Genomic DNA, 24271 nt, shown 5'->3' with positions numbered 1-24271 from the left:
TTTAAAATTTAGAATTTAAGATTTAACTGAAAACCAACTGTTCTTGCTGCCGGGAGTTGTCCCATTTCCACTCCGGGAGTAATGGTTGCATTATCCAACGTAGCCACTTCGGGGTCAAACATTGGAAATTTGGTCCACATCCACAGGTTCTTTCCGAAAATGGCAATGGTAAGATCATCCAGACCTATTGATTGTATGGTTTCTTTCGGGAATGAATAGGCAATTCTTGCGTCTCTCAGCTTAATAAAGTCTGTGCTGAAGCTGTTGGTTTCCACATTAGCCCTTCTATAATAATCTCCGTAATAAGAAGATACCAGTACTCCTTTTGTATTCGTACTGAACGATCCGTCAGGATTTTGGACAACACCGTCTCCTACAATCATTCCGCCAGGATTATCTCTTCCCGGAAGGGTAGATTTCAGCTTACCCTGTTCAGACATTTTATGATGTGACTGAGAATAAGCAATACCACCGTACTGACCGTCAAATGAAAAACTGATCGTAAAGTTCTTAATTCGAAAATCATTCTGAAGACCGGCTCTCCATTTCGGGAACGCATTTCCTACTTTTTCAATATCTGCTGGTCTTGCAGGAAGTCCGTTATCGCCATAAATTACTTTTTCATCCGGAGTCCTTAGTAGTTTAAAGCCATACATATCGCCCAATGAACCTCCTACTTCCATTTTATAGAATACTACATCTCCTACGTTGGAAACAATACCATCGAATCCTTCCGGTAAGGTCATCACTCTGTTTTCGTTGGTAGACCAGTTTCCACCAACTTTCCATGAGAAGTCTTTACCTTTTATGGCTAAGATATCCGCTGAAAGTTCAAGGCCTCTGTTTCGGATTTTTCCAGCATTGATGATCCTTTTGGAATATCCGCTTTCTGTAGGCATCGATACCGGAATAATCTGGTTTTCACTGAAATTCTGGTAGGCAGTAAGATTAAGGTTCAATCTGTTTTTGAAAAGGCTGAAATCCATACCGGCTTCAATATTGGTATTTTTTTCAGGTTTAAGAGATGGATTATTAAAAGTGGTAGGCGCCACTACACTCCCTGTAATATTACTTGCTGTATAATAGTTATCCAAAAGATAAGGATCACTGTCTATCCCTACTTTTGCCCATGAAGCTCTCAGTTTCCATAGGTTCAGATTATTGCTTTTCAGATTAAAAATATCTGATAAAATGAAACTGGTACTCACCGAAGGATAAAAGAATGATCTGTTTTGCTTCGGAAGCGTAGAGCTCCAGTCGTTTCTTCCGGTAATATCCACAAATATTTTATTGTCATATCCCAGAGTAAGCAATCCGTACACACTGTCTACATGTTTATCTCTGGGTGCCGGATATTTAACCGGAATAGAAAGTGCGTTGGTAAGGCTGTATTCTCCTGCTGTTTTCAGTCCGATGGCCTGATAATCATTAAGCAGGTATTCATTATAACGAATGCTTCCCCCTGCTGACGCTGAAATGCTGAATTTATTCCAGTCTGCTTTATAAGAAAATAAAAGGTCGTTATTATATTCCTGGTTTTTGATAAACTGTTCTCTGTAGAAACCTTTCAGGTAATTGGCAGAGCTCCAGGGTCTTTTGGTCGTTCTTTTTTCATTCAGGATTTCAATTCCTGACCTCAGCATTACACTGAAATTCTTATTAAACTGATAATCCGCTGTGATATTTCCTGTAATAGTCTTCTTTCTAACTCCATTCAGCATTTCATAAGCAATCATATATGGATTGTCAATATAGGAGCTGAACGGATGGATTTGGTCAACCTGCTCCTGCCCCGGCTTCCAGATAGGCTTATACCACTCCAGATCTACATTGGGATTCTGGAAGATCATGAAATAGGAAATCGACTGGTTGTTGTATCCTGTTGCAGGAAGATTATCACTGGTAGTAGTGTTATAGGCAAATTTTGTTGATATTTTTAATTTTTGGGTAAGCTGATGGGCAAATGACAAAGCAAAATTGAACCTGTCGAAGCCTGTATTTGGCATCATCCACTCATTATTAAGGTAAGTAAGTGAAGATCTGAAGCTGGTTTTCTCGTTGGAGCTTTCTACGGAAATACTGTTCGAGTAGGTAGAACCTGTTCTCCAGAAACCTTTAATGTTATTTTCATAAGGTCTCCACAATTGTCTTTCCTTGCTCTGCCCCATTACGTTAGGATCGTATTGGAAATAATACTGTCCGGCGAATTTAGGACCAAAAGCACTACTGGTTCCTCCGGTATTTGGTCCATCCGGAGAAAGGCCATAAGAATAGTAGAAGTTTCCTGCTGTATTGGTTGCCAGTGTTCCCTGCCCGTATTCGTATTGCCAGTCCGGCCATTTCAATACAGAATCAAAGCTTGAGGAAGAGTTAAAAGTAACCCTCAGTTTTCCGTTTTTAGTTTTTCCGGATTTTGTGGTGATCATTAAAGCTCCGTTGGCAGCGCGTGATCCGTATAATGCGGCTGCAGAAGCTCCTTTCAATACCGTTACGGATTCAATATCATCCGGGTTGATGCTGTTCAATCCATTCCCAAGATCGATGGGAACGTCACCTCCGGAACCTGCTCCATACGCAGCCGTACCGGAACCTGTGGTAGAATTCCCCAATGGCACTCCATCCACTACAATAAGAGCGTAGTTGTGATCCATCATAATGGATTTTTCCCCTCTCAAAGTAATTCTGGAAGTTCCCAACGGCCCTGCTCCAGCCGTCTGGATTTTAAGACCAGCGACTTTTCCTTCCATCGACTGTGCCCAGTTATTATTCTGGGTTTCTTCAAATGTTTTGGCATCTACTTTCTCAGCAACATACCCTAAGGCTCTGTCATGCCTCTTGATTCCCAAAGCAGTCACTACTACTTCATCAAGTCCTTTAATGGTATCTTTTTTAGCTTTCTGCTGAGCTGCCAGATTAACGCTAACCAATCCTAACAGCGACAAAACCAACAGTTTTTGTGTCTCTTTACGCATTTCCTTTTTGTTTGCGCAAAATTAGAACGACATTACAAGGAACGTCTTAACACAATTTTAACGTTTCTTAAAAATTTATTAAACCAAATATTAATCAAGCCTTAATAACATTAAGTAAACACCTCAATAATAAACACTTAGGCAATTAAGTGTTTTTAATACGGTGGTAAGGCTGTATTTATGTATCTTTATTGTCTTGCTTTGAGATAATACCACGCGAAATACATAAAAACCTGATTTGAAACTTATTAAAACAAATCCAACCACCTGTTTATATCGTTTATTATTAAAAGAAAGGGCTTAGCTGCTAAAAAGAAACAGTCTGCCTCTTGATAATGGGCAGACTGCATAAATTATTGGTTATTTGTAGAGATGGTTAAAAAATTTCGTTTGACCACCCCGTCAAAAATTCTTTGAATTTTTGCCACCCCTCCGGAGGAGGGGAATATTTCGTCCTTCGGTTGTACTATTGGTGAAGGATATTCAATCGTTATTTATTCTTTAACTGATCCGGAATATTGGTTGTTACGAATCCTATTCCTTGTTTTTTTAATTCTTCGTAAACAGCAATGTCATTTACGGTCCATGAATTGGTAATTAACCCTAATGCTTTTGCATCAGCAATCCATGTTGGGTTTTTCTGGAAAACACTGTAGTGGTAATCCATACCATCCAATCCTTCTTTTTTGATCTGCTCAGGTGACAGTTCACCGTTCAGATATTGTACTTTAAAAGACGGAGCCAGTTTTTTGATCTCTTTACAGATATTAAGGCTGAAAGAAATAAACTCACTTTGAGATTCCAGCTTCATATCTTTAATCATTTTGATCGTTTTTTGCGTGATCTCATTTTCAATTTCCGGAGTCTTAGCTGGTTTGATTTCAACAATTAACTTCAGAGATTTATCTTTTTTCCCCTGTTTTAAATAATCTTTTAAGGTCGGGAATTTTTCTCCGTTGGATAATTTCAATGCTTCCAGTTCTTTGAAAAGAGTTTCTGAAATTTCCATTTTACCATGGTGTTCATCATGATTGATCACCAATACACCATCTTTTGTCATTCTTACATCAAATTCCGCCCCATATATTTTTAATTTCTGGGCATTTTCCAATGATTGAATTGAATTCTCTGTTGTTGGAGGCTGAGCCTGGAAATATCCTCTATGGGCAATAATCTGGGTTTGTGCTTTCATCATAACTGTACTTAAAACTGCTAACCCTAAGATAAAATTTTTCATAATATAATTTTAAATTATTAAAATAAAGTCGTGAAACTTCCTGATAAAGGTAGTTATTACAAAATAAAAACCAAAAGACATAAAAGATTTACTGATTAAAGCTAGGTGAGATTTACCATAGCCTGCTCAATTTCTTTTATGTCTTCAGTGGTTAAAAAAGGTAAAAGTTAGAAACTGTATTTCGCACCGATCTGGATCTGGTAAGGATTTCCTGTCAGAGGAACCAAACCGCCTCCACTTACGTTTTTGGTGTATTCGTACTGCATCGTATCTTTATTGAACTTGGTTACCTTATACAAAGAAGTATTTGAGTATGATTTGTTTACCCCCCATTCTTTGTTAAGAAGGTTGGCTACGTTGAAAATATCAACAGAAAGTTCAAAAGCTCCCACTTTATCGAATTTAATTTTCTTGGCAACACGTACGTCCCAAACACCGTAGAAACCGTTTTTACCTCCGTTACGCTCTGCGATTCTACCGTTATATTCATTGATATAATCTTTCAGGGCCTGCCCTACCTGCGGATCATCCAGTATGGATTTGGTAAGATTAGGGAAGATAAAAGCAAGATCGTTGGAATCTACGAAGTCGCCGTTGATGTTTCCTCCTGTGGTTGCTGAGAAACGCGTTCCTCCGATTCCTGAATACCTGATCCCCAATGTAAATCCTGCAATGGTAGGAGAGTTTCCATAGATCACGACTTTGTTTCTGAACTGGTTGTCAGAATAGGTCATTCTCAAATCTCTAGGATCACTCTGAATCATGGTAGACAATGTTGCAGAGTTGGCTACGTTTCCGTTGTATGAAGTATTGTCTTTGATATCAGACCACGTATAACTTGCAGTAATTTCTCCATCTTTCCAGTAACGATAACTTGTATCGATTACGAATGAGAACTGGTTTACTTTACCATCGCTCACCAATTCAAGTACTCTTCCGAAATCATTATTGATTCTTCCCTGTTTCCAGTCAAAACTTACACTGTTATTGGCATTATTGGTAATAGCTCCTGTAGGAATAAATACTCCCCTTCCGCCTTCGTTAGCCAGTGTAAAGAAAGGATTGGCCACCATGTTTCTGTCGTAATAATAGTAATTGTTTCTACCTAAAGCCATATATCCTGCAATTCCTGCTCTGAACCTTTCATTGAAGAAATGAGTATAAGAGATATTGGCTTTATAAACGATCGGGATCTTTGCATCCTTACCGGTATAGTTGATCGTCGGAATCTGCTTCTGGGAAAGTGACGGAACCGTATTATAATCATCTCTATAGCTGTTGAAATCCGGGAACGGAACATCTTTACCCGTTACATCCACAGTAGCCAGATGTTTTCCATCAAATACAAGGTTATTGATGATCATATAATTGTTGATATCGGAAGAGAAAATTCCGGCACCGAACTTCAGGAAGTCTTTATTTCCTTCATTGATGTTCCAGTCAAACTGGAATCTTGGCTGGATGACAAATGATTTGATCTGGTTATCCGTTCTGATTCCCATTTCATCAAACAGTTTCTGGTTGAATTCTGCTTTCGGGTAACCACCGTAATCTAATCTCAAACCAGCCATTAAATCAAGTCCTTTAGCTACTTTGGTCTGGAATTGCCCATAGAGACCGATGTTCCAGATATTTGATCTGACAGACGGATCGGCCACCAAAGGAACTTCTCTATAGAATCTGTAAGGTGTCATGGTCTCAAAATTGCTCATACCCTGGAAATGGAACCTTCCGTTCACCTCACTTCCGTATACCGATTTTGCTGTTGTATACATAAGGTCTGCCCCAAACGTATATTTTACCTTATCTGTATTGTAATATAAATTATCTACAATCTGGAACACATTATTTCTGAAGCTTTCCTGAGCAAAGCGGTGTCCTCCGATCTGAATATTCGTAGATCCCGCACTGGAAGAAACTCCTTCAACAATAGCTCTCGGTACAGGTTTTCCTAATTGATTGTTCTGGTAACTGTCCTGGAAAGTATAGAGATACTGCGCCTTTAATTCGTTGGTTAAGTTAGGTCTCAGATTTGATCTTAAGGTCAATAATAAACTGTTATCAAGGTTTTTGTCATTTCCGTACGACTCAAAAAAATTGATATTGGTATTATCACCTAATCCGTTTTTGTTAAGATCGTAAGTAAAGTTATTTCTAAGCGTTAATAAATGCTTTTCATTAATCTGCCAGTCTAGACGTAAGAAACCGGCATCAGAGTTTCTCACTTTATCAAAAGTTCCGAACTGGGGGCTGCTTCCTACTCCATATTTTGCTCTTGCAATATCCAGGAACTGATTAAGCGTCTGCGTAGTTGTGTTGAATCTCTTCTCATCATCCGGAGATTTGATATCAGCAATCACTAAAGGTCTTGAATCCAGCTGATGATCCCATGCTACGAAGAAGTGTAATTTATTTTTAATGATCGGACCTCCCAATGAAAATCCGAACTGCGAAGTAGAGAAGTCATTATTTCTTTTGTTTCCTCTGATGTCATATGGACTGGAAAGCCAGTTTGTTCTTAAATATTCCCAGGCACTTCCGGAAAATTTATTGGTTCCTGATTTGGTAACAGCACTTACTGTTCCTCCTCCGCTTCTTCCCAATGTAACATCATATTGGTTGGTAGTGATTTTGAATTCACGGACCGCTTCAATGGAGATGGAAAATGGTGCACCGCTTCGGCTCGTTGTTGATCCTGCAGAAGTAGGATTTTTTGCGGTCATCCCGTCAATCGTAAAGTTGGTAGAAGATCCAAGCTGGCCGGAAAGGTTTCCTCCTTTTCCGCTTAACGGAGATAGTTCCGTAAGATTGGTGAAGTTTCGTCCGTTCACCGGAAGCATGCTGATGTTTTTCGCAGAAATTGCGGTAGCTGCTCCCAGGTTTCCGATCTTGTTTTTAAGGTTTCCTGTAATTTTTACTTCCTCAATAGTCTTTTCGTTCCCCAGATCCATATTCACGGTCACCTGATCTCCGAAGTTGACATTATAACCTTCTTTTTTATCATCATTGACAATAACCGTGTAAGGCCCACCAAGAGGAATTTCTTTAAAAATATATTCTCCTTTTGAGTTGGTTTCCGTTTCCGTTCTGAATCCTGTGGACTCGTTCACGATCGTCACTTTCACTTTTTCCTGAGCCGTACTTCCCGGTCCGGTAACTTTCCCTACAATAGAAGCCTGCGTGGTCTGTGCATAAGCCATTGTCCCAAGCCCTAAAAACAATAATCCCAGTACAATCTTTACTTTTTTCATTTCTTCCGAAGATCTATATTATTAATTTTTTCATGTTAGCCCGGAAACCTCTTTGATTTTCACGATGATAGATCATTATGAGGTTTCTTTCAATCAGATGTGCAAAGGTATTTTGACTTTAAGAGCGGGGTGTTTAAGAAAGGTTTAACATTTTTTTAATTAAATCAGAACGTTATGTTAAATTAGTTTAAACATATGTTTTATGTTATACAGAACCAATCTGTTAAAGCATATTAAGCATTTTTAATTTTCCTATACTATTTTATTCTGTTATTTTTTAAATGCAATTACTTTAGTTATTTTTGCTCAAAAGATAGAAACCCAATGTCTGAAAACATTCAACAAAAGATAGAACAGCTTCGTAAGGAACTTCACCAGCATAACGAAAATTACTACCAACTGGATACTCCCACCATTACAGATTATGAATTTGACATGCTTCTGGAGGAGCTACAGGATCTGGAGGCCAGGTACCCAGAGTTTTACGATGAAAATTCTCCTACAGTTCGTGTAGGTGGTGGTGTTACCAAGGTTTTCCCCACGATTCAGCATAAGTTCAGGATGTATTCTCTGGACAATTCCTATGATTTTGACGATCTGGAAGACTGGGAAAAGAGAATCATCAAAACGATTGACGATCCGGTAGAATTCGTTGCTGAGCTGAAATACGACGGTGCTTCCATTTCTATTCTTTATGAAAACGGTAAGCTTTCACAGGCTGTGACCCGTGGAGACGGTTTCCAGGGTGATGAGATTACCCCGAATGTACGTACCATTTCAGATATTCCTCTGACTTTAAAAGGGGACTTCCCGAATCATTTTTTCATGCGTGGAGAAATTTATCTGACCCGAAAAAACTTTGACAAAATTAATAAACTTCGTGAGGAAGAAGGTCTTGATCCCTTCATGAATCCAAGAAATACGGCCAGCGGAAGTCTGAAAATGCAGGACAGCGCTGAGGTAAGAAAACGCGGACTTTCTTCTGTATTGTATCAGTTTATTTCTGATGAAGTTCCTGCTGAAAGCCATTGGGAACTGCTTCAGAAAGCTCAGAGCTGGGGCTTCAAAACCTCCCAGCAGGCCAAATTATGTAAAACAATGGCTGAGGTACAGGAATTTATTACTTTCTGGGACACAGAACGTCATAATCTTCCTTTTGAAATTGATGGTATTGTTTTAAAAGTGAATTCACTACAGCAGCAGAGACAACTTGGCTATACGGCCAAATCTCCGCGTTGGGCTATGGCTTATAAATTTAAAGCGGAAAAAGTAGAAACAGAACTTCAAAGCGTTTCTTATCAGGTGGGAAGAACCGGAGCTATTACTCCTGTTGCTAATCTTAAACCTGTTTTACTGGCCGGAACCATTGTGAAAAGAGCTTCTCTGCACAATGAAGATATCATCAAAAAGCTGGATCTTCATGAACATGATTTCGTGTATGTAGAAAAAGGAGGTGAAATTATTCCGAAAATCGTAGGGGTAAACACAGATAAAAGAACTGAAGAAAGCAAAGAAATTGAATATATCAAACATTGCCCTGAATGTGGTACCGAGCTGGTAAAAATTGAGGATCAGGCCATCCATTTCTGCCCGAACGAGCTTCACTGCCCGCCACAGGTTGTAGGAAGAATGATCCACTATGTTTCCAGAAAAGCTTTGAATATTGATAATCTTGGAAGTGAAACGATTGAACAGCTGTACAGAGAAAGACTGATTGAAAATCCTGCCGACTTCTATGTTTTAACAAAAGAACAGCTTCTTCCACTCGAAAGAATGGCTGAGAAATCGGCTCAGAATATCATCACAGGAATTGAAAAATCCAAAGAAATTCCTTTTGAAAAAGTTTTATACGGAATCGGGATCAAGCATGTAGGGGAAACAGTTGCCAAGAAACTGGTTAAAAACTTCCCGACGATTGAAGAATTAAAGAATGCTACGGTAGAAGAGCTTTGCCAGGTAGAAGACATCGGAGCAAAGATTGCACTAAGCATTGTCGATTTCTTCCAGAATTCTGAAAATGTATTAATGATCGAGCGATTGAAATCTTACGGAGTACAGCTTGAGAAGGGAGAAAGCACCAATGAAGTATTATCGAATGTTCTGGAAGGAAAAACATTCCTTTTCACCGGAAAATTGTCATTATTCACCAGAGAAGCTGCTGAGGAAATGGTAGAAAAGCATGGCGGAAAAAATATTTCTGCGGTTTCAAAAAACCTCAATTATCTTGTAGTAGGTGAAAAAGCAGGAAGCAAGCTGAAAAAAGCACAGGATATCGGAACAATTGAAATCCTGGATGAGCAGCAGTTTCTGGATTTGATTGAGAAACAGTAAGAAAATCAAAATAATATTAAATAAACCATTAAGATATTGTCTTAATGGTTTATTTTTGCCTTTTTAATTAAATAAGCTACTAAACTAATCCATGAAAAAACTCTACTTAATTATCTTTATGATATTTTTTGCCATATTTCAGGCACAAACTGTCAATATTACTGATACCAATTTTATGACAAAATTATTGAGCGCTAACAGTAATACTAATCAGATAGCTAAAAATTTAGCCGGAACATGGACTAAGATTGATCTGAATAATGATGGGCAAATTCAAGTATCTGAAGCTATAAATCTTAGTTATCTTGATTTATCATCTTCTCCGAATACAAATTATATGTCAAATCTTTCAGGAATTGAAAGTTTTATTAATCTAGTTTCTTTAGATCTTAACAGAAACAATCTTACAAACATCAATTTAAGCCTTCCTAATCTAGAAAAATTAGTTGTAAACAACAATGGTGTTGCTTCTCTTGACATTCAAAATTGTCCTAAATTAAAAAATTTAGATATTTCTAACCATGGGTTTACTGCATTGGATATACAAAGTACTTCTCTTAAAAATATTGTTGTGGGAGTAAGTTCAAATCCGTTTAGTATGACCTTTCAAAATCTTCCGAATTTGGAAACTGTAATGATGTTTAAAGCTCCTATCGTTTCCTTGGATTTAAGCAATAAACCTACTCTTAAAAACGTACGTCTTGAGGAAATGGATATTTTAACAAGCCTGAACTTACAGGGTTGTAATATGCTGAATGAAGTGCAGCTTACAAAACTTTACGCCTTACCTTCTTTAAATCTTCAGAACTTACCTGAATTAAAAAAAGTATATTGTACGTATGGATCTAATTTGCAAAGTATAAATTTAACTAATAGTTCAAGTATCAATACCTTACAAATCTTTAATAATAAATTATCTAGCATCGATATCAGTACACTTAATAATCTGGTGGATTTTAACATCAATAATAATATGTTAACCTCATTGAATGTAAGCAATCACAATCTATTAGAAAGTCTGGAATGTGGGTTCAATAATATTAACAATCTTAATCTCCAAAATACTCCTGCTCTCAAAGTTCTTAACTGCTCATCAAATATGCTGCAAAATCTCAATTTACAATCCTCTCTTCTATTAATGTCATTAAATTGTACTAATAATAGCCTCACAACCTTAGATCTTTCAATGTTATCAAACTTAAACAGCTTAGGTTGTGGAGGTAATAATTTACAGACTTTGGATATTACTCATAATCCACTTTTAACAAGCATAAACTGCAGCTCCAATAATTTAAAATTTCTTTTTGCAAAAAATGGAGCATTACAAGCCCACATGTGTAACTTTAGCTCTAATAATTTATTAAAGTATATTTGTTGTGATCCGAATCAAATTGATAATTTCGCGTATTACGTTAACTATAACGGAATTAATTCTGCTGTTGTAATTAATTCTTACTGTTCTTTTACTCCGGGTGGTAGTTCTTACACAATTCAAGGAAATACAAAATATGATAGTAATGGGAATGGATGTGACTCCAATGATTTAAATAAAGCATTACAGCAATTTAATATTACTAATGGATCTGTGTCAGCAACTTTTATTGCCAACAATTCTGGAAATCATTCTATTGCTGTAGGAGCCGGAACCCATACACTAACTCCCGTTTTAGAAAATCCTGCCTATTGGACAATTTCACCAAGTTCTTTGACAGTAAATTTCCCATCCCAAACAAGTCTATTGACTCAAAATTTCTGCTTAACATCGAACGGAACCCATAATGATCTTGAAGTCTTAATTATTCCTACTACGGCTGCCGTTCCGGGATTTGATACAAAATACAAAATTATTTACAAAAATAAGGGAACAGTTGCCCAATCCGGAAATGTTGTTTTCAATTTCAATGATAACCTAATGAATTTCCTGAATGCAACCGTTTCTCCCGATACCCAATCCACAGGAACTTTGATCTGGAATTTCACCAATCTTCTTCCTTTACAGCAGAAAGAGATCACAGTAACATTGAAATTAAATACACCAACACAGGCTCCACCGCTAAATGGAGGTGATATTTTACATTACACAGTACAAATCAATGGAGCTACAGACGAAACACCTGCTGACAATACCTTCACATTGAACCAAACGGTTGTTAATTCTTTTGACCCGAATGATAAGACTTGTCTTGAAGGAACTACTATTGCACAAACCCAGGTGGGAGACTATGTACATTACCTGATCAGATTTGAAAATACAGGAACAGCCAATGCACAGAACATTGTGGTAAAAGATGAAATTGACATTACTAAATTTGATATATCTTCCCTGGTAGCGTTAAACGGAAGCCACAATTTTGTGACAAGAATTACCAATCCGAATACCGTAGAATTCATCTTTGAAAACATCCAACTCCCTTTTGATGATGCCAATAATGACGGATATGTTTCATTTAAGATTAAAACAAAATCGACCTTAAATATCGGGAACAGCTTCAGTAATACAGCCAAAATCTATTTCGATTACAACCATCCGATTATTACCAATACTTATACGACAAGCGTTCAAAATGTATTGGCAACAGCAGAAATTGATAAAGAAAACCAGAGTATTTCTGTTTATCCTAATCCTGCAAAAGATGTTTTAAATATCAGATCCAAGCAGGAAATCATCAAAGCTGAAATCTATGATGCGACTGGAAGAATTATCAGCTCATTAAGTGTAACAGGAAACTCAATTTCTGTTTCTGAACTTTCTAAAGGAAACTATATTCTAAAAGCTTTCACGAAAGACAAAGTAATTGTACAGAAGTTTATTAAGGATTAAATTTATAAAATGAATAACAAAGAAGGCTGTGAAATCTATCACAGCCTTTTTATTTATTAAGAATCAATATTTTCAGGTATCTTCGGAATATATATAATCTTGTTTACTTAAAAACAATAATAGTATACGGAGCGTTTTCTCCTGATTTTGGCAGAATCATCCTGATATGTTCTTTATTCCTGTAGTAATCTGTATAAAGCTCTTTGGTGATAATCTTTCCTTTCTCGGTTTCTTTATACCCGGCAGTCGATATCAGTTTAAGATACTGCTCATAGTCTTTTTTGTCATTAAACTCAAACTCAATCCGATCTTCATATTTTTCTTCTTTGTATTCAAACTTTCCGATTTTCGAGGTATAGTTCGGAGCTTCGTATTCGGTTAAAAGGAAGCTTACGCCTTCTGTTCTGTCATAAAACTTGAACTGAAGCTGTTTCATTTCTTTTTTAAACTCATCCATCGTAAGTTTGTTGAAACTGTTAAGCTGTTCTACTGTGAATGTTTGTGCAGAGACCTGAATACTCAGTACAACTGAGAATAATAGGAGTCCTAACGTTTTTCTCATTTCTATTTTTATCGCAAATATAAAATAATCCTTATGAAACCGGCAGTCTGAAATAAAACGTACTTCCATTATTCAGAGAACTCTTCACTCCTATTTCTCCATGTTGTTTTTCAATGAAATTCTTGGAGATTGCTAAGCCCAGCCCCGTCCCGTTCTGATGTTCTCCGGGAACCTGGAAATAGCGGTCAAAGATCTGGCGGTGGTATTTTTCATCAATTCCGCTTCCGGTATCAATAATACTGAACTGAATAAATGCATTGAGTTTTTCTACCACAATCTTAATATTTTCATCCTGAAAAGAGTGCTTTACCGCATTGGTAAGAAAGTTATTCATCACCCAGACGGTTTTATCAAAATCTGCGGTCACCGCATCACTGTCTTCCAGAAGATATTCTGTGCTGATGGAGATATTTTTCTGCTCCGCCAGTTTTTCAACATTCTTTACAGCAGTCTGTACAATTTCTTTTGGGGAACATTTTTCTACGGTCAGTCTGATATTTCCGGATTCTACCTGAGAAAGATTCAGCAATTCTCCAGTGATATCCAATAAACGCTGCCCGTCTTCATTGATACTTTTCAACAATTCCTGCTGCTGCGCATTCAGTTCTCCGAACTTTTGGTTTCCAAGAAGCTGAACACCCATTTTGATCGCTGAAATCGGGGTTTTCAATTCATGGGAAATGGTTGCAATGAAGTTGGTTTTGGCAAAATCAAGCTCTTTAAAAGGCGTAATGTTTCTCAACAATATTACCTTTCCTATATTTTTTTTCTCCTTTTCTCCTGTTTTTACAATATTGATGGGAATAATATCCTGTTCAAAATAGTTTTCCTTATTATCGCGGACAATTTTAATCGGATCTTTTACCGGATGATCTATATTTTTCAGCAGTTCACGCATCAGATCATTATTGATGGCTACTTCATGAGCCGTTTTTCCAATAATATCTTCCTTATGGAGATTCGTGATCTTTAAAGCTTCATCATTGATCATGTAGATAAAATGATTCTCATCCAGACCAATTACCGCATCATGCATATTATTGACCAACGTTTCGATCCGTTTTTTATCCATCAGCTGCTTGGAAAGCGTGCTGCTTTCGTACTCCTGAAGTTTCTCCGCCATGGTATTGAAGGAATCTGCCAGACTGTTGAATTCTTCACTTCCTTTAAAATGAACCCTCTCGCTATAGTTTTTATCGGCAATCTGTTTGATACTGAAGGTCAATTGATTGATAGGCTCTGCAATGGTTTGCGGCAAATTGAAAAGCAGGATAAAAGCAATCAGAAAGCATACAGTACCTAAACTTACGATCCAAAAAGTAGCATTTTCTGCTGTTATAATCGCAATGTCACTTTTTCGTTCTATTCCCTTCATATTCAAAGACATGATCTTCGAAAGATCTTCACGGATAAGCTTTTCTTTATTGATATCGGGAGCTTTAAGGTAGCTGTTGAAATGCAGATTCAGATTCTGAGTGGCTTCTTTTTCTCCAAATTCTGTAAGGTTCTTTTCCTGAAGCTTATTATTTTTTCGAAAATCTGCTATGGCAACGGTACTGTCTGTACTGATATTATCCAATGCCAAAAGCATATTTTTGGAAAATTCCAGGCTGTTGTAATTGGCCGTAAGGATCTTTTCAGTATCGGATTTTAATTTATTGATGTATACAGAACCTATCACTGAAAGCAGAACGATCAGTAAAAATAAAAGGCCCACGCCTAAGGTAAGTTTCGTTTTAAGTTTCATTACTTTTAAGATAAAATAATAATATCTATCTGTCTTTCATTCAGCCTGTTCATAAGGGTATAGATCCAGCTGTATCCCAACATTCGCTGCCAGAAACTGGCGTGAGGTTTTCCAATACAGACCGTCGTGATGTTATGAGCAATCACATATTCCAGAATCCCGTTGTGGACACTGCTTTCTTTGATGCGGACTACTTTGGCACCTAATTCCTGTGCTAAATTAAAATTATTAATTAAATACCGTTGTTTGTCCAATGCAATTTTTTCCGGATTTTCAGAAGGCTTCTGAACGTACAAAACAGTCCATGGACTGTTATAGTAGCTGGCTAATCTGGCAGTTTTACGGATAATTGTTTTGGCAATCTTCTCATTACTGCTGATGCAGGCCAGGAATTTTATGGGCTTAAAATTTTCGGTTTTGATCTCTGTCTCTACCTTTCTTTCCACGTGGGTGGCTACTTCTTTTAAAGCCAGTTCACGAAGCTGAAGAATATGTCCGCTTTGAAAGAAATTGCTCAGAGCGGTCTGAATTTTTTCCTTTTTATAGATTTTTCCTTCTTTTAATCGGGTCAGCAATTCATCTGCGGTAAGGTCAATATTGACTACTTCATCTGCTAGCGCCAGTATTTTATCCGGAACCCGCTCTGTTACTTCGACTCCGGTAATTTTCTTAACCTCTTCATTCAGGCTTTCGATATGCTGGATATTCATGGCACTGATGACATTGATCCCGTTATCAAGAATTTCCAGCACATCCTGCCATCTTTTTTTATTTTTAGAACCTTCTACGTTGGTATGGGCAAGTTCATCTACCAGAACCACTTCAGGATGTTCGTTGATGATAGCCTGAAGATCCATTTCTTCAAGATTTTTTCCTTTATAAAAGACTGATTTCCTTTCAATTTGAGGAATTCCTTCTACAAGATCTTCAGTTTCTTCACGGCCATGCGTTTCAATATAGCCAATCTTTACATCAATGCCATTTCGCAAAAGGGAATGCGCTTCCTGGAGCATACGGAAGGTCTTTCCTACACCTGCACTCATCCCTATATAAATTTTGAATTTTCCTTTACGGGATTTTTGAATCAGTTCTAAAAAATCTTTTGCTGATGACATTGATTTTATTGTTTTTAATTTTACTTTAAGCACTATTCTCTGTGACTAAACCGATATTAAAACCAGACCGCTAAACTTGACGTTATAAAGAAATTTCCTTTTTTAAATTCATCATTTTTAGCAAAAATGGCATCTTTTGAAGTAAAACCTCTCGCTTCTGTACGGAAAACTACATTTTTGAATATGGCATAGTCTACATTGAGAGAATATCCGAAGGTCTGAAATCCATTGGGAGTTTCTGTACTGATAATCACGCCGTTTTTATCATTATAATATTCCAGTCTTCCCGCTAATGCCCATTTGTTGTCCAATTGATATTTCATCTGAACATTCGGACTGTACCAGATATTATACTGCTCGCTTCCTTTTGATTTCTGCTCAGCGCCAATATCAAATCCCAATACAGCCGAAAACTGATCTGTTATCTGAAAGCTTCCGTACAAATCATGGAAGTAACGCATTCTTTTGTCCTCTTTTGCTTTATCATTCCCTATGAATGAACTGCTGTTCAGGGTAATTTTATCAGTTGGTTTATAGGTTACCTGGTGACCAAAAGAAATACTCTGGTTTCCCTCAGGTTTGGCAATACGTTGCCATCCGTTCAATACCAATCCGCTTACAAACCATTTTCCATTATCTGAGGTATAAGAAATTTTGGCTCCTGTTTCGAAATAAGGTGAGTTTTCAGCGGCCAGACTTCTTGTCAGATTAACATTGTCTTTTCCTATGGCACTTTCCCATCCAATATGGGAAGGCATGATCCCTGCATCAATCCATAAGTTTTTATTTTTTGATAATCTGATTCCAACATTGGCTTCGTTTACATAACGTAGTGCATTTTGTTCGGCAGCCATATTATCCTGAGCATAAGTTCCTGCCATTAAAGCAACGTTGGCACGGATATTTTCACTCTGGTAATTGGCTTTAACCAATCCCAGATTAAGATTCATTTCATTATGCCTGTTATAGGAATACAAAAAGTTTTGACGAATATGATTACCTGGTTCATTAAAATCATACGTATAAAAAAGTTCTGCATAAGCGGAAAAGGTCACTTTATTACTTGTTTTTAATGAATCTGATGATTGGGCTTTTGAGAAAAATATTCCCAATACGGCTCCTATAACTAAATATTTTTTCACTTTATTTTTATATTATTTAAGAGGATAAGAAGAATTTAGCTATTAAGAAAAGATAAGGATTTACCAGCGAATTATAAATGAGAAATATTTTAAAATCGTAGATTTTTTTGTGTAGCTCCTTCAATCATCTTAATGACTTCAATTCTTCTTTTTATCATTGTATGATTTGAATTATTTTAATTGATCTAAAGCAATATTAAGCTTCAGAACATTTACTTTTGATGGTCCGAAAAGTCCTAAGAAAGGCTTTTCAGTCTGATTATTAATTAAGCTTTTGATCTCTTCCTCTGAAATACTTCTCACTTTTGCAATTCTTTTTGCCTGGTATAAAGCTCCTTCTTGAGAAATATCCGGATCCAGTCCGCTTCCGCTGGCGGTTACCAATTCTACAGGAACTTTAGCATTACCCATTTCAGGATTGTCCATTTTTAAAGTATCAATTCTTTTCTGTACAATTTCCAGATATTCTTTATTGCTTGGACCTTTGTTGCTTCCTCCACTTCCTGCTGCGTTATAATCGACAGAGGATGGACGACCGTGGAAATATTTTTCAGACTTAAATTCCTGCCCGATATTGGCATAAAACTTCTGCCCTTTATTGTAAACAATTTCTCCGTTTCCTTTGTTAGGAAGTATTTTAGAACCTCCATAAACCACTGCCAGATAAATACCTGTAACTAGCAACATTACAAGAGTTAATCTGAATGCTGAAACAATATGATTTTTCATTTTTTTAATTTTAATAGAATAAACTGATTACCAGATCAATGATTTTGATTCCGATGAACGGAACGATTACTCCGCCTAACCCATAGATCAAAAGGTTTCTTCTTAATAATGCACTGGCACCGATGGGCTTGTAAGCAACTCCTTTCAACGCCAGCGGAATCAGGAACGGAATAATCACCGCATTGAAAATAACCGCTGATAATATGGCTGTTTCAGGACTGTGAAGGTTCATAATGTTCAGCTTCTGAAGAGAAGGAATAAAAGTGATAAAGAGCGCCGGAATAATGGCAAAATACTTTGCTACGTCGTTTGCAATACTGAAAGTGGTCAACGTTCCTCTGGTCATCAATAGCTGTTTACCGATTTCTACAATTTCGATCAGCTTTGTAGGGTCATTATCCAGGTCTACCATGTTGCCGGCTTCTTTAGCAGCCTGCGTTCCGCTGTTCATCGCAACACCTACATCTGCCTGGGCTAGTGCCGGAGCATCATTGGTTCCGTCTCCCATCATCGCTACCAGCTTACCTTCCTGCTGTTCCTTTTTGATATAATTCATTTTGTCTTCAGGTTTAGCTTCGGCAATAAAGTCGTCTACCCCTGCTTTTTCAGCAATGAATTTTGCAGTCAGAGGATTATCTCCTGTTACCATTACCGTTTTCACTCCCATTTTTCTCAGTCTCTGGAAACGTTCCTGAATTCCGGTTTTAATAATATCCTGAAGTTCAATAACGCCCCAAACTTTTTCATTAACAGCTACTACTAAAGGAGTTCCTCCGTTTTCAGAAATTTTGGTTACCGCATCCTGGGTTTCCTGCGGGAAGATATTCCCGGCTTTTTCAGTCAGTTTTTTTATTGTATCGTAAGCTCCTTTACGGATTCTTGTTTCATCAAAATCAATTCCTGAAGTTCTTGTTTCTGCAGTAAAATCGATATAAGTAGGGTTAGCAACTAATAAATCTTCAGGTTTTAAAGCACTTAGTTCAATAATAGATTTCCCTTCCGGTGTTTCATCCGCTACAGAACTTAATGCAGAAGCTTTAATAAATTCTTCAAGCTGAATTCCATTCGCAGGGTGAAATTGAGTTGCTTTTCTGTTTCCGATGGTAATTGTTCCGGTTTTATCCAAAAGCAATACATCAATATCTCCTGCAGTTTCCACTGCTTTTCCACTTTTAGTAATCACATTCGCTCTCAGCGCTCTGTCCATCCCCGCTATCCCGATTGCAGAAAGCAGGCCTCCGATGGTTGTCGGAATAAGACAAACGAAAAGAGATATAAATGCCGCTATGGTAATCGGAGTCTGCGCATAGTCTGCAAAAGGTTTTAAAGTGAGGGTAACAATAATAAATGTAAGCGTGAATCCTGCTAAAAGTATGGTTAATGCGATTTCGTTGGGTGTTTTCTGTCTTGACGCTCCTTCTACAAGAGCAATCATTTTATCTAAGAAGGATTCTCCGGGTTTTGTGGTTACTCTTACTTTAATTCTGTCTGACAATACTTTCGTTCCTCCCGTTACAGAACTTTTGTCTCCACCCGCTTCACGGATGACAGGTGCACTTTCTCCGGTAATAGCAGACTCATCAATGGTAGCAAGACCTTCAATAATCTCACCATCCATCGGAATCTGATCTCCGGCTTCACAAAGGAAAATATCACCTAAGGTCATTTCAGCAGACATCTTCAGCCTTGTTTCTACCTGAAATCCCGGCTTGTTATCAAGTACCAGTTTGGCCGGAGTTTCTTCCCTTGTTTTTCTAAGGGTATCAGCCTGCGCTTTTCCCCTTGCCTCTGCAATAGCTTCTGCAAAATTGGCAAACAAAACGGTGAAAAATAAAATTATAAATACTAAAAAGTTGTAGGAAAAGCTTCCCTGGGTTTTATCACCGGTAAGGCTGAACATGCTTACGATAAACATGACGATGGTTCCGATTTCCACCAGGAACATTACCGGATTTTTAAACATAATTTTCGGATTCAGCTTTACGAAGGACTGTTTTATCGCTTCGTTGACCAAATCTCTTTGAAACAATGTTTGTGACTGATTTTTCATTTTTTTGAAAGAATTTATATCATTGTAAATCAATAGTAACCATCAAGGTCTGCCGGATAATAAGGATAGATATGGATAATATTAAGTGAACGTTTCGTAAGTGTCAGACTAGTTTCCTTACACTTTTCAGCTTCCTTAATGGTTGAATATTGATTTTAATTTTTAATGTTCAAATTTATTTTGAGAAATATTGAATCTGCTCTGCAATAGGACCTAAAGTCAATGCAGGGAAGAAAGACAACGCTGCAATCAGTAAAATCACTGCCAGAGTCATGAATCCGAAAGTTGCCGTATCTGTCTTCAGTGTTCCTGAACTTTCAGGGATATATTTCTTCTGTGCCAACAGACCTGCAATAGCTACCGGTCCTATGATCGGGATAAATCTTGAGAGTAACAGTACAATTCCCGTTGAGATATTCCACCAGGGTGTATTGTCTCCCAACCCTTCAAACCCGGATCCGTTATTCGCTGCAGAAGAAGTAAACTCATACAGCATTTCACTGAAACCATGGAAGCCGGGATTATTCAGTGTCTTTGCTCCAAATTCTGGTAGATAAGCCGTTAAAGCGGTTCCTGCAAGAATTAAAAAAGGATGGAATAAAGCCACAATCATTGCGATTTTCATCTCTTTAGCCTCAATCTTTTTACCCATAAATTCTGGCGTTCGTCCCACCATCAGACCACTGATAAATACAGCAAGAATGATAAAGATGAAATAGTTCAGAATTCCGACTCCACAGCCTCCGTAGAAGCAGTTGATCATCATCGCAAGCAATTCATTCATTCCAGAAAGCGGCATTGTACTGTCATGCATTGAGTTCACAGATCCTGTTGAAATAACTGTGGTTGCAATACTCCAGTAGCCGGACGCTGCACTTCCGAAACGGATTTCTTTACCTTCCATAGCTCCCAGGCTGTTATCTGTTCCCATTTTTGTGATCAAAGGATTTCCTCCTGTTTCATTCACGATATTCGGAATGGTAAGTGCCAGAAAACCGACCGTCATTACCGTAAAAATCACCCATGAAAGTTTTCTTTTATTCAGATAAAAACCCAGTGCAAATACCAATGCAAACGGAATGATCATCTGAGCGATCATCTCTGTCATATTGGTCATATAATTAGGATTTTCAAGCGGGTGCGCAGAGTTGGCTCCGAAAAATCCACCTCCGTTAGTTCCCAAATGTTTGATCGCAACAAATGCAGATACAGGCCCTCTGGAGACATCTGCTTTCTGACCTTCCAGTGTTATAATGTGATCTTTTCCTTCGAATGTCATCGGACTTCCGTTAATAGAAAGTACTAAAGCAACAATTACACTTACCGGAACCAGGATTCTGACCATTGATTTGGTGAAAAAATCGTAGAAGTTCCCAAGTTCGGTACTTGTTTTTTCTTTAAAAGCCTTGAAAAGGACAGCCATTGCCGCCATTCCCGTTGCAGCCGTAACAAACTGTAAAAACATCAGATAAAGCTGGCTCAGATAACTTACTCCTGTTTCTCCTGAATAATGCTGTAAATTACAGTTCACTAAGAATGAAATGGTTGTATTAAAAGCCAGATCGGGTGACATATTTGGATTCCCATCAGGGTTCAAAGGAAGCCATGCCTGATTCAGCAAAAGAAGGAAACCTATGATGAACCAAACCAGATTGATCGCCAGCATGGCATACATATTCTGTTTCCAGTTCATCTGGCGGGCAGGATTAATTCCCGAAACTTTATAAATTAACTTTTCAATGGGTTCAAAAACCGGATCCAGAAAAGTCTTTTTGTATCCGTAGACATTAGCTATATATTTCCCTAAAAATATTCCGATAACTAATGTGATAGCAAACATTGCTATAATGCCTAAAATCTCTGTATTCATGACTAATTAAAATTTTTCAGGTTTCATTAAAACATAACAGATATACACAAAGGCAAGTATTGAGAGGAAAAATAAACTCCACATAATTTATATTCTATCAAAAAATTCAACTGATTTATACAAAAGCCAAAACAATACTGCAAAAAGCAGAATTAAACTTATGAGCATCATATTTTAATCATTAGGGTTAAAAGGGTCAACAATACGTACGATACAATCAGCAGACTAAAAGTCGACTGCTCCCGTTTTTTAAACGTTTTTCTTGAAATTGTCATTTTTAAATATTTTATTCGAAGACTATATGCCAAAAGAAAGTCCATTTTGAAAAACAAACAGTCAATTAATTGACTAACAACACATTAATACAAAACACAAAACCATATAAAAACAGAAAAGCCTATCAAAATGATAGGCTCTTTATTAAAATGATAAAAGGTTATTTTAATCCGTATTCTTCAAGTTTACGGTACAATGTGGCAATACCGATTTCCAGTAAACGGGCAGCTTCTGCCTTGTTACCTTTTGTATACTGTAGAACCTTCTGTATGTGAATTTTTTCCAGTGATCTGATACTTAAAGAATCACTTTCAGGAACAGCTTTTTCCGAATAATGGGGAAGACTTTCTGCGTCAAGGATATTGTTATCCATCAAAATCAAGCTGCGTTCCACGGCATTTCTCAGTTCACGGATATTTCCTTTCCAGTCGTTTCGTTCCAGTACTTTATAGTAATCAGGATTTACCTGAACCCCTGTCAGATGAAGTTTATGAGAAAAAATATCTATAAAATGCTTGGCAATAGCTTTCAGGTCTTCTTTTCGTTCTCTTAATGGCGGAAGCGTGATCTCAAAGACATTCAGCCTGAAATAAAGGTCTTCTCTGAAATTTCCCTGCTTTATTTCATCTATCAGGTCTCTGTTGGTAGCAGCAATTAACCTGAAGTCAGATTTAGAAACTTTGGTTTCACCCATTTTGATAAATTCCCTGGTTTCTAAAACTCTGAGCAGTTTTGCCTGAAGTTCTATTGGCATCTCACCGATTTCATCCAAAAACAGAGTTCCTCCGTTAGCTTCTTCAATCAATCCTTTCTTATCTTTCAAAGCTCCAGTAAAAGCACCCTGTTTATGACCAAAAAGCTCGCTTTCCAGAATTTCTTTACTGAATGCTGAACAATTAATCGCTACAAAACTGTTTTTCTTCCTGTCACTTCCTTCGTGAATGGCACTCGCAAAAACTTCCTTACCCGTTCCGGTTTCCCCTGTAAGAAGAACAGCAGCATCCGTTAAAGCTACTTTTTCAGCCAGTTTCTTAGCCTGCAAAATAAGTGGTGATTTACCTATTATCTGATTAAACCCTTTCGTCACAGCCTGCTGAACAACCCTCGATTTATTGTCTTTTACCTTATCAAGAGCCTTATACACCAATGGGATTATTTTCTCATTATCATCTCCTTTCACCAGATAATCATAAGCGCCGTTCTTCATAGCCTGTACAGCATCCGTAATATTACCGAATGCCGTCATCAGGATAATTTCAAGCTGTGGATATTTGGTTTTGATAGCCTTTACCAGCTCTACCCCAAAAGCATCAGGCAGACGAACATCGCTCAGAACAACATCAAATTCATATTGCTCCAGCATCGTCATTGCCGAACGCGCCGTAGAAGCTTCTTTTACATTAAAATTTTCTTGGGAAAGGATCATTCCTAGTAATTTAAGGAGTTTGATCTCATCATCGATGATCAGAATATTTCCTGACATTGTAATTATTTTTGGAAAACTAGTACAAACTTATTGAATTTATTCGAGGAAAACGGGGTAATAGAAGGAAATAGTTTACTTAACACCATTTGAGATACCAGGAGCTGTTTCCCGCTATCCATTCATACTCCTCGCGCCTGTGCTCCCGCCCTGAGTAAAGCCGCACGTCTCCATGCCTGCTGCGGGGTAACCATTCCTATCGGGGCTAGGATGGTGAATGAATCATCAATGATAAATTATAAAATGATGTAACGAAGTTCGGGATACGGATTCCGTGGTTATCTTTTCCAATGGAGTTATTGGTTGCAATGGCGTCTTTCTTTTTATTTGGCCTGCTTCTTTCCTACTGTGTTATTCCGCAGGAATCCAGCCTCCTTTATTATAGTCTTTAAAGGATTAAAAAGGTAAAAGTAATATTTGAGTTATGTGCTAATACTTTGTTGAGACTCCTACGGAGTGACAATTGGAGTGTATGCTGTCCAGCATAAGTAATAAATGATAAGTGATAGTTGATCAATGATAGTTGATTGATGTATCGTTTATCAATTATTACTCATTGCTCATTACTCATTACTTATAAGCTTAACTTGGGTATATAACAAAAAAACCTTTATCGTAAAGATAAAGGTTTTTTAAAAATAAAATAAAAACTGGCGGCGGCCTACTCTCCCGCGTTAGCAGTACC

13 protein-coding genes are annotated in these 24271 nt (G+C 37.5%); 2 read left to right on the top strand and 11 right to left on the bottom strand.

Features of this window, described 5'->3' with window-relative positions; genetic code table 11:
- Window positions 1–8: 8 nt before the first annotated feature.
- The 3 genes from DEU39_RS18540 to DEU39_RS18530 all read right to left on the bottom strand — a co-directional run bounded on the left by DEU39_RS18540 (window position 9) and on the right by DEU39_RS18530 (window position 7460).
- Window positions 9–2972 (bottom strand): SusC/RagA family TonB-linked outer membrane protein, encoded by a 2964-nt coding sequence (locus DEU39_RS18540; protein ID WP_120232947.1) that lies wholly within the window; start codon window positions 2970–2972, stop codon window positions 9–11.
- Window positions 2973–3462: 490 nt separating this feature from the next.
- Window positions 3463–4209, bottom strand: a complete 747-nt coding sequence (locus DEU39_RS18535; RefSeq protein WP_120232946.1) for a glycerophosphodiester phosphodiesterase family protein — start codon at window positions 4207–4209, stop codon at window positions 3463–3465.
- A gap of 167 nt (window positions 4210–4376) precedes the next feature.
- Window positions 4377–7460: a TonB-dependent receptor gene (locus DEU39_RS18530; protein WP_120232945.1), complete on the bottom strand. Its 3084-nt coding sequence runs from the start codon at window positions 7458–7460 to the stop codon at window positions 4377–4379.
- 324 nt (window positions 7461–7784) lie between these two features.
- Here DEU39_RS18530 and ligA point away from each other — a divergent pair, with 324 nt between their 5' ends.
- Window positions 7785–9791, top strand: coding sequence for an NAD-dependent DNA ligase LigA (ligA, locus tag DEU39_RS18525; protein ID WP_120232944.1), 2007 nt, complete (start codon window positions 7785–7787; stop codon window positions 9789–9791).
- A 91-nt stretch (window positions 9792–9882) separates the two neighbouring features.
- On the top strand, window positions 9883–12612 hold the full coding sequence (locus DEU39_RS18520; RefSeq protein WP_120232943.1) for a T9SS type A sorting domain-containing protein: 2730 nt from the start codon (window positions 9883–9885) through the stop codon (window positions 12610–12612).
- A gap of 103 nt (window positions 12613–12715) precedes the next feature.
- On the opposite strand, the gene DEU39_RS18515 is transcribed toward DEU39_RS18520, so the two are convergent.
- From DEU39_RS18515 to DEU39_RS18475, 8 genes are all read right to left on the bottom strand, one after another.
- Window positions 12716–13174: a hypothetical protein gene (locus DEU39_RS18515; protein WP_120232942.1), complete on the bottom strand. Its 459-nt coding sequence runs from the start codon at window positions 13172–13174 to the stop codon at window positions 12716–12718.
- 31 nt (window positions 13175–13205) lie between these two features.
- A complete protein-coding gene (locus DEU39_RS18510; protein WP_120232941.1) occupies window positions 13206–14921 on the bottom strand; it encodes an ATP-binding protein in 1716 nt (571 codons plus the stop codon).
- A 5-nt stretch (window positions 14922–14926) separates the two neighbouring features.
- The gene (locus tag DEU39_RS18505; RefSeq protein ID WP_062676478.1) at window positions 14927–16036 is read right to left on the bottom strand and encodes a histidine kinase; all 1110 of its coding nucleotides are present in this window, start codon (window positions 16034–16036) and stop codon (window positions 14927–14929) included.
- A gap of 56 nt (window positions 16037–16092) precedes the next feature.
- Window positions 16093–17178: a porin gene (locus tag DEU39_RS18500; RefSeq protein ID WP_120232940.1), complete on the bottom strand. Its 1086-nt coding sequence runs from the start codon at window positions 17176–17178 to the stop codon at window positions 16093–16095.
- Window positions 17179–17349: 171 nt separating this feature from the next.
- Window positions 17350–17907 (bottom strand): potassium-transporting ATPase subunit KdpC, encoded by a 558-nt coding sequence (gene kdpC, locus DEU39_RS18495; RefSeq protein WP_120232939.1) that lies wholly within the window; start codon window positions 17905–17907, stop codon window positions 17350–17352.
- Between the two features lie 10 nt (window positions 17908–17917).
- Window positions 17918–19957, bottom strand: a complete 2040-nt coding sequence (kdpB, locus tag DEU39_RS18490) for a potassium-transporting ATPase subunit KdpB (protein WP_120232938.1) — start codon at window positions 19955–19957, stop codon at window positions 17918–17920.
- 175 nt (window positions 19958–20132) lie between these two features.
- The gene (gene kdpA, locus DEU39_RS18485) at window positions 20133–21827 is read right to left on the bottom strand and encodes a potassium-transporting ATPase subunit KdpA (RefSeq protein WP_120232937.1); all 1695 of its coding nucleotides are present in this window, start codon (window positions 21825–21827) and stop codon (window positions 20133–20135) included.
- Between the two features lie 436 nt (window positions 21828–22263).
- Window positions 22264–23586 (bottom strand): sigma-54-dependent transcriptional regulator, encoded by a 1323-nt coding sequence (locus DEU39_RS18475; RefSeq protein ID WP_120232936.1) that lies wholly within the window; start codon window positions 23584–23586, stop codon window positions 22264–22266.
- Window positions 23587–24271 lie beyond the last annotated feature (685 nt).

This window comes from Chryseobacterium sp. AG363 (genome assembly GCF_003610675.1).
In the GTDB taxonomy this organism is placed as follows: Bacteria; Bacteroidota; Bacteroidia; order Flavobacteriales; family Weeksellaceae; genus Chryseobacterium; species Chryseobacterium cucumeris.
Note: the sequence above shows the minus strand (reverse complement) of the source record. Positions and strands in the feature narration are given on the sequence as shown.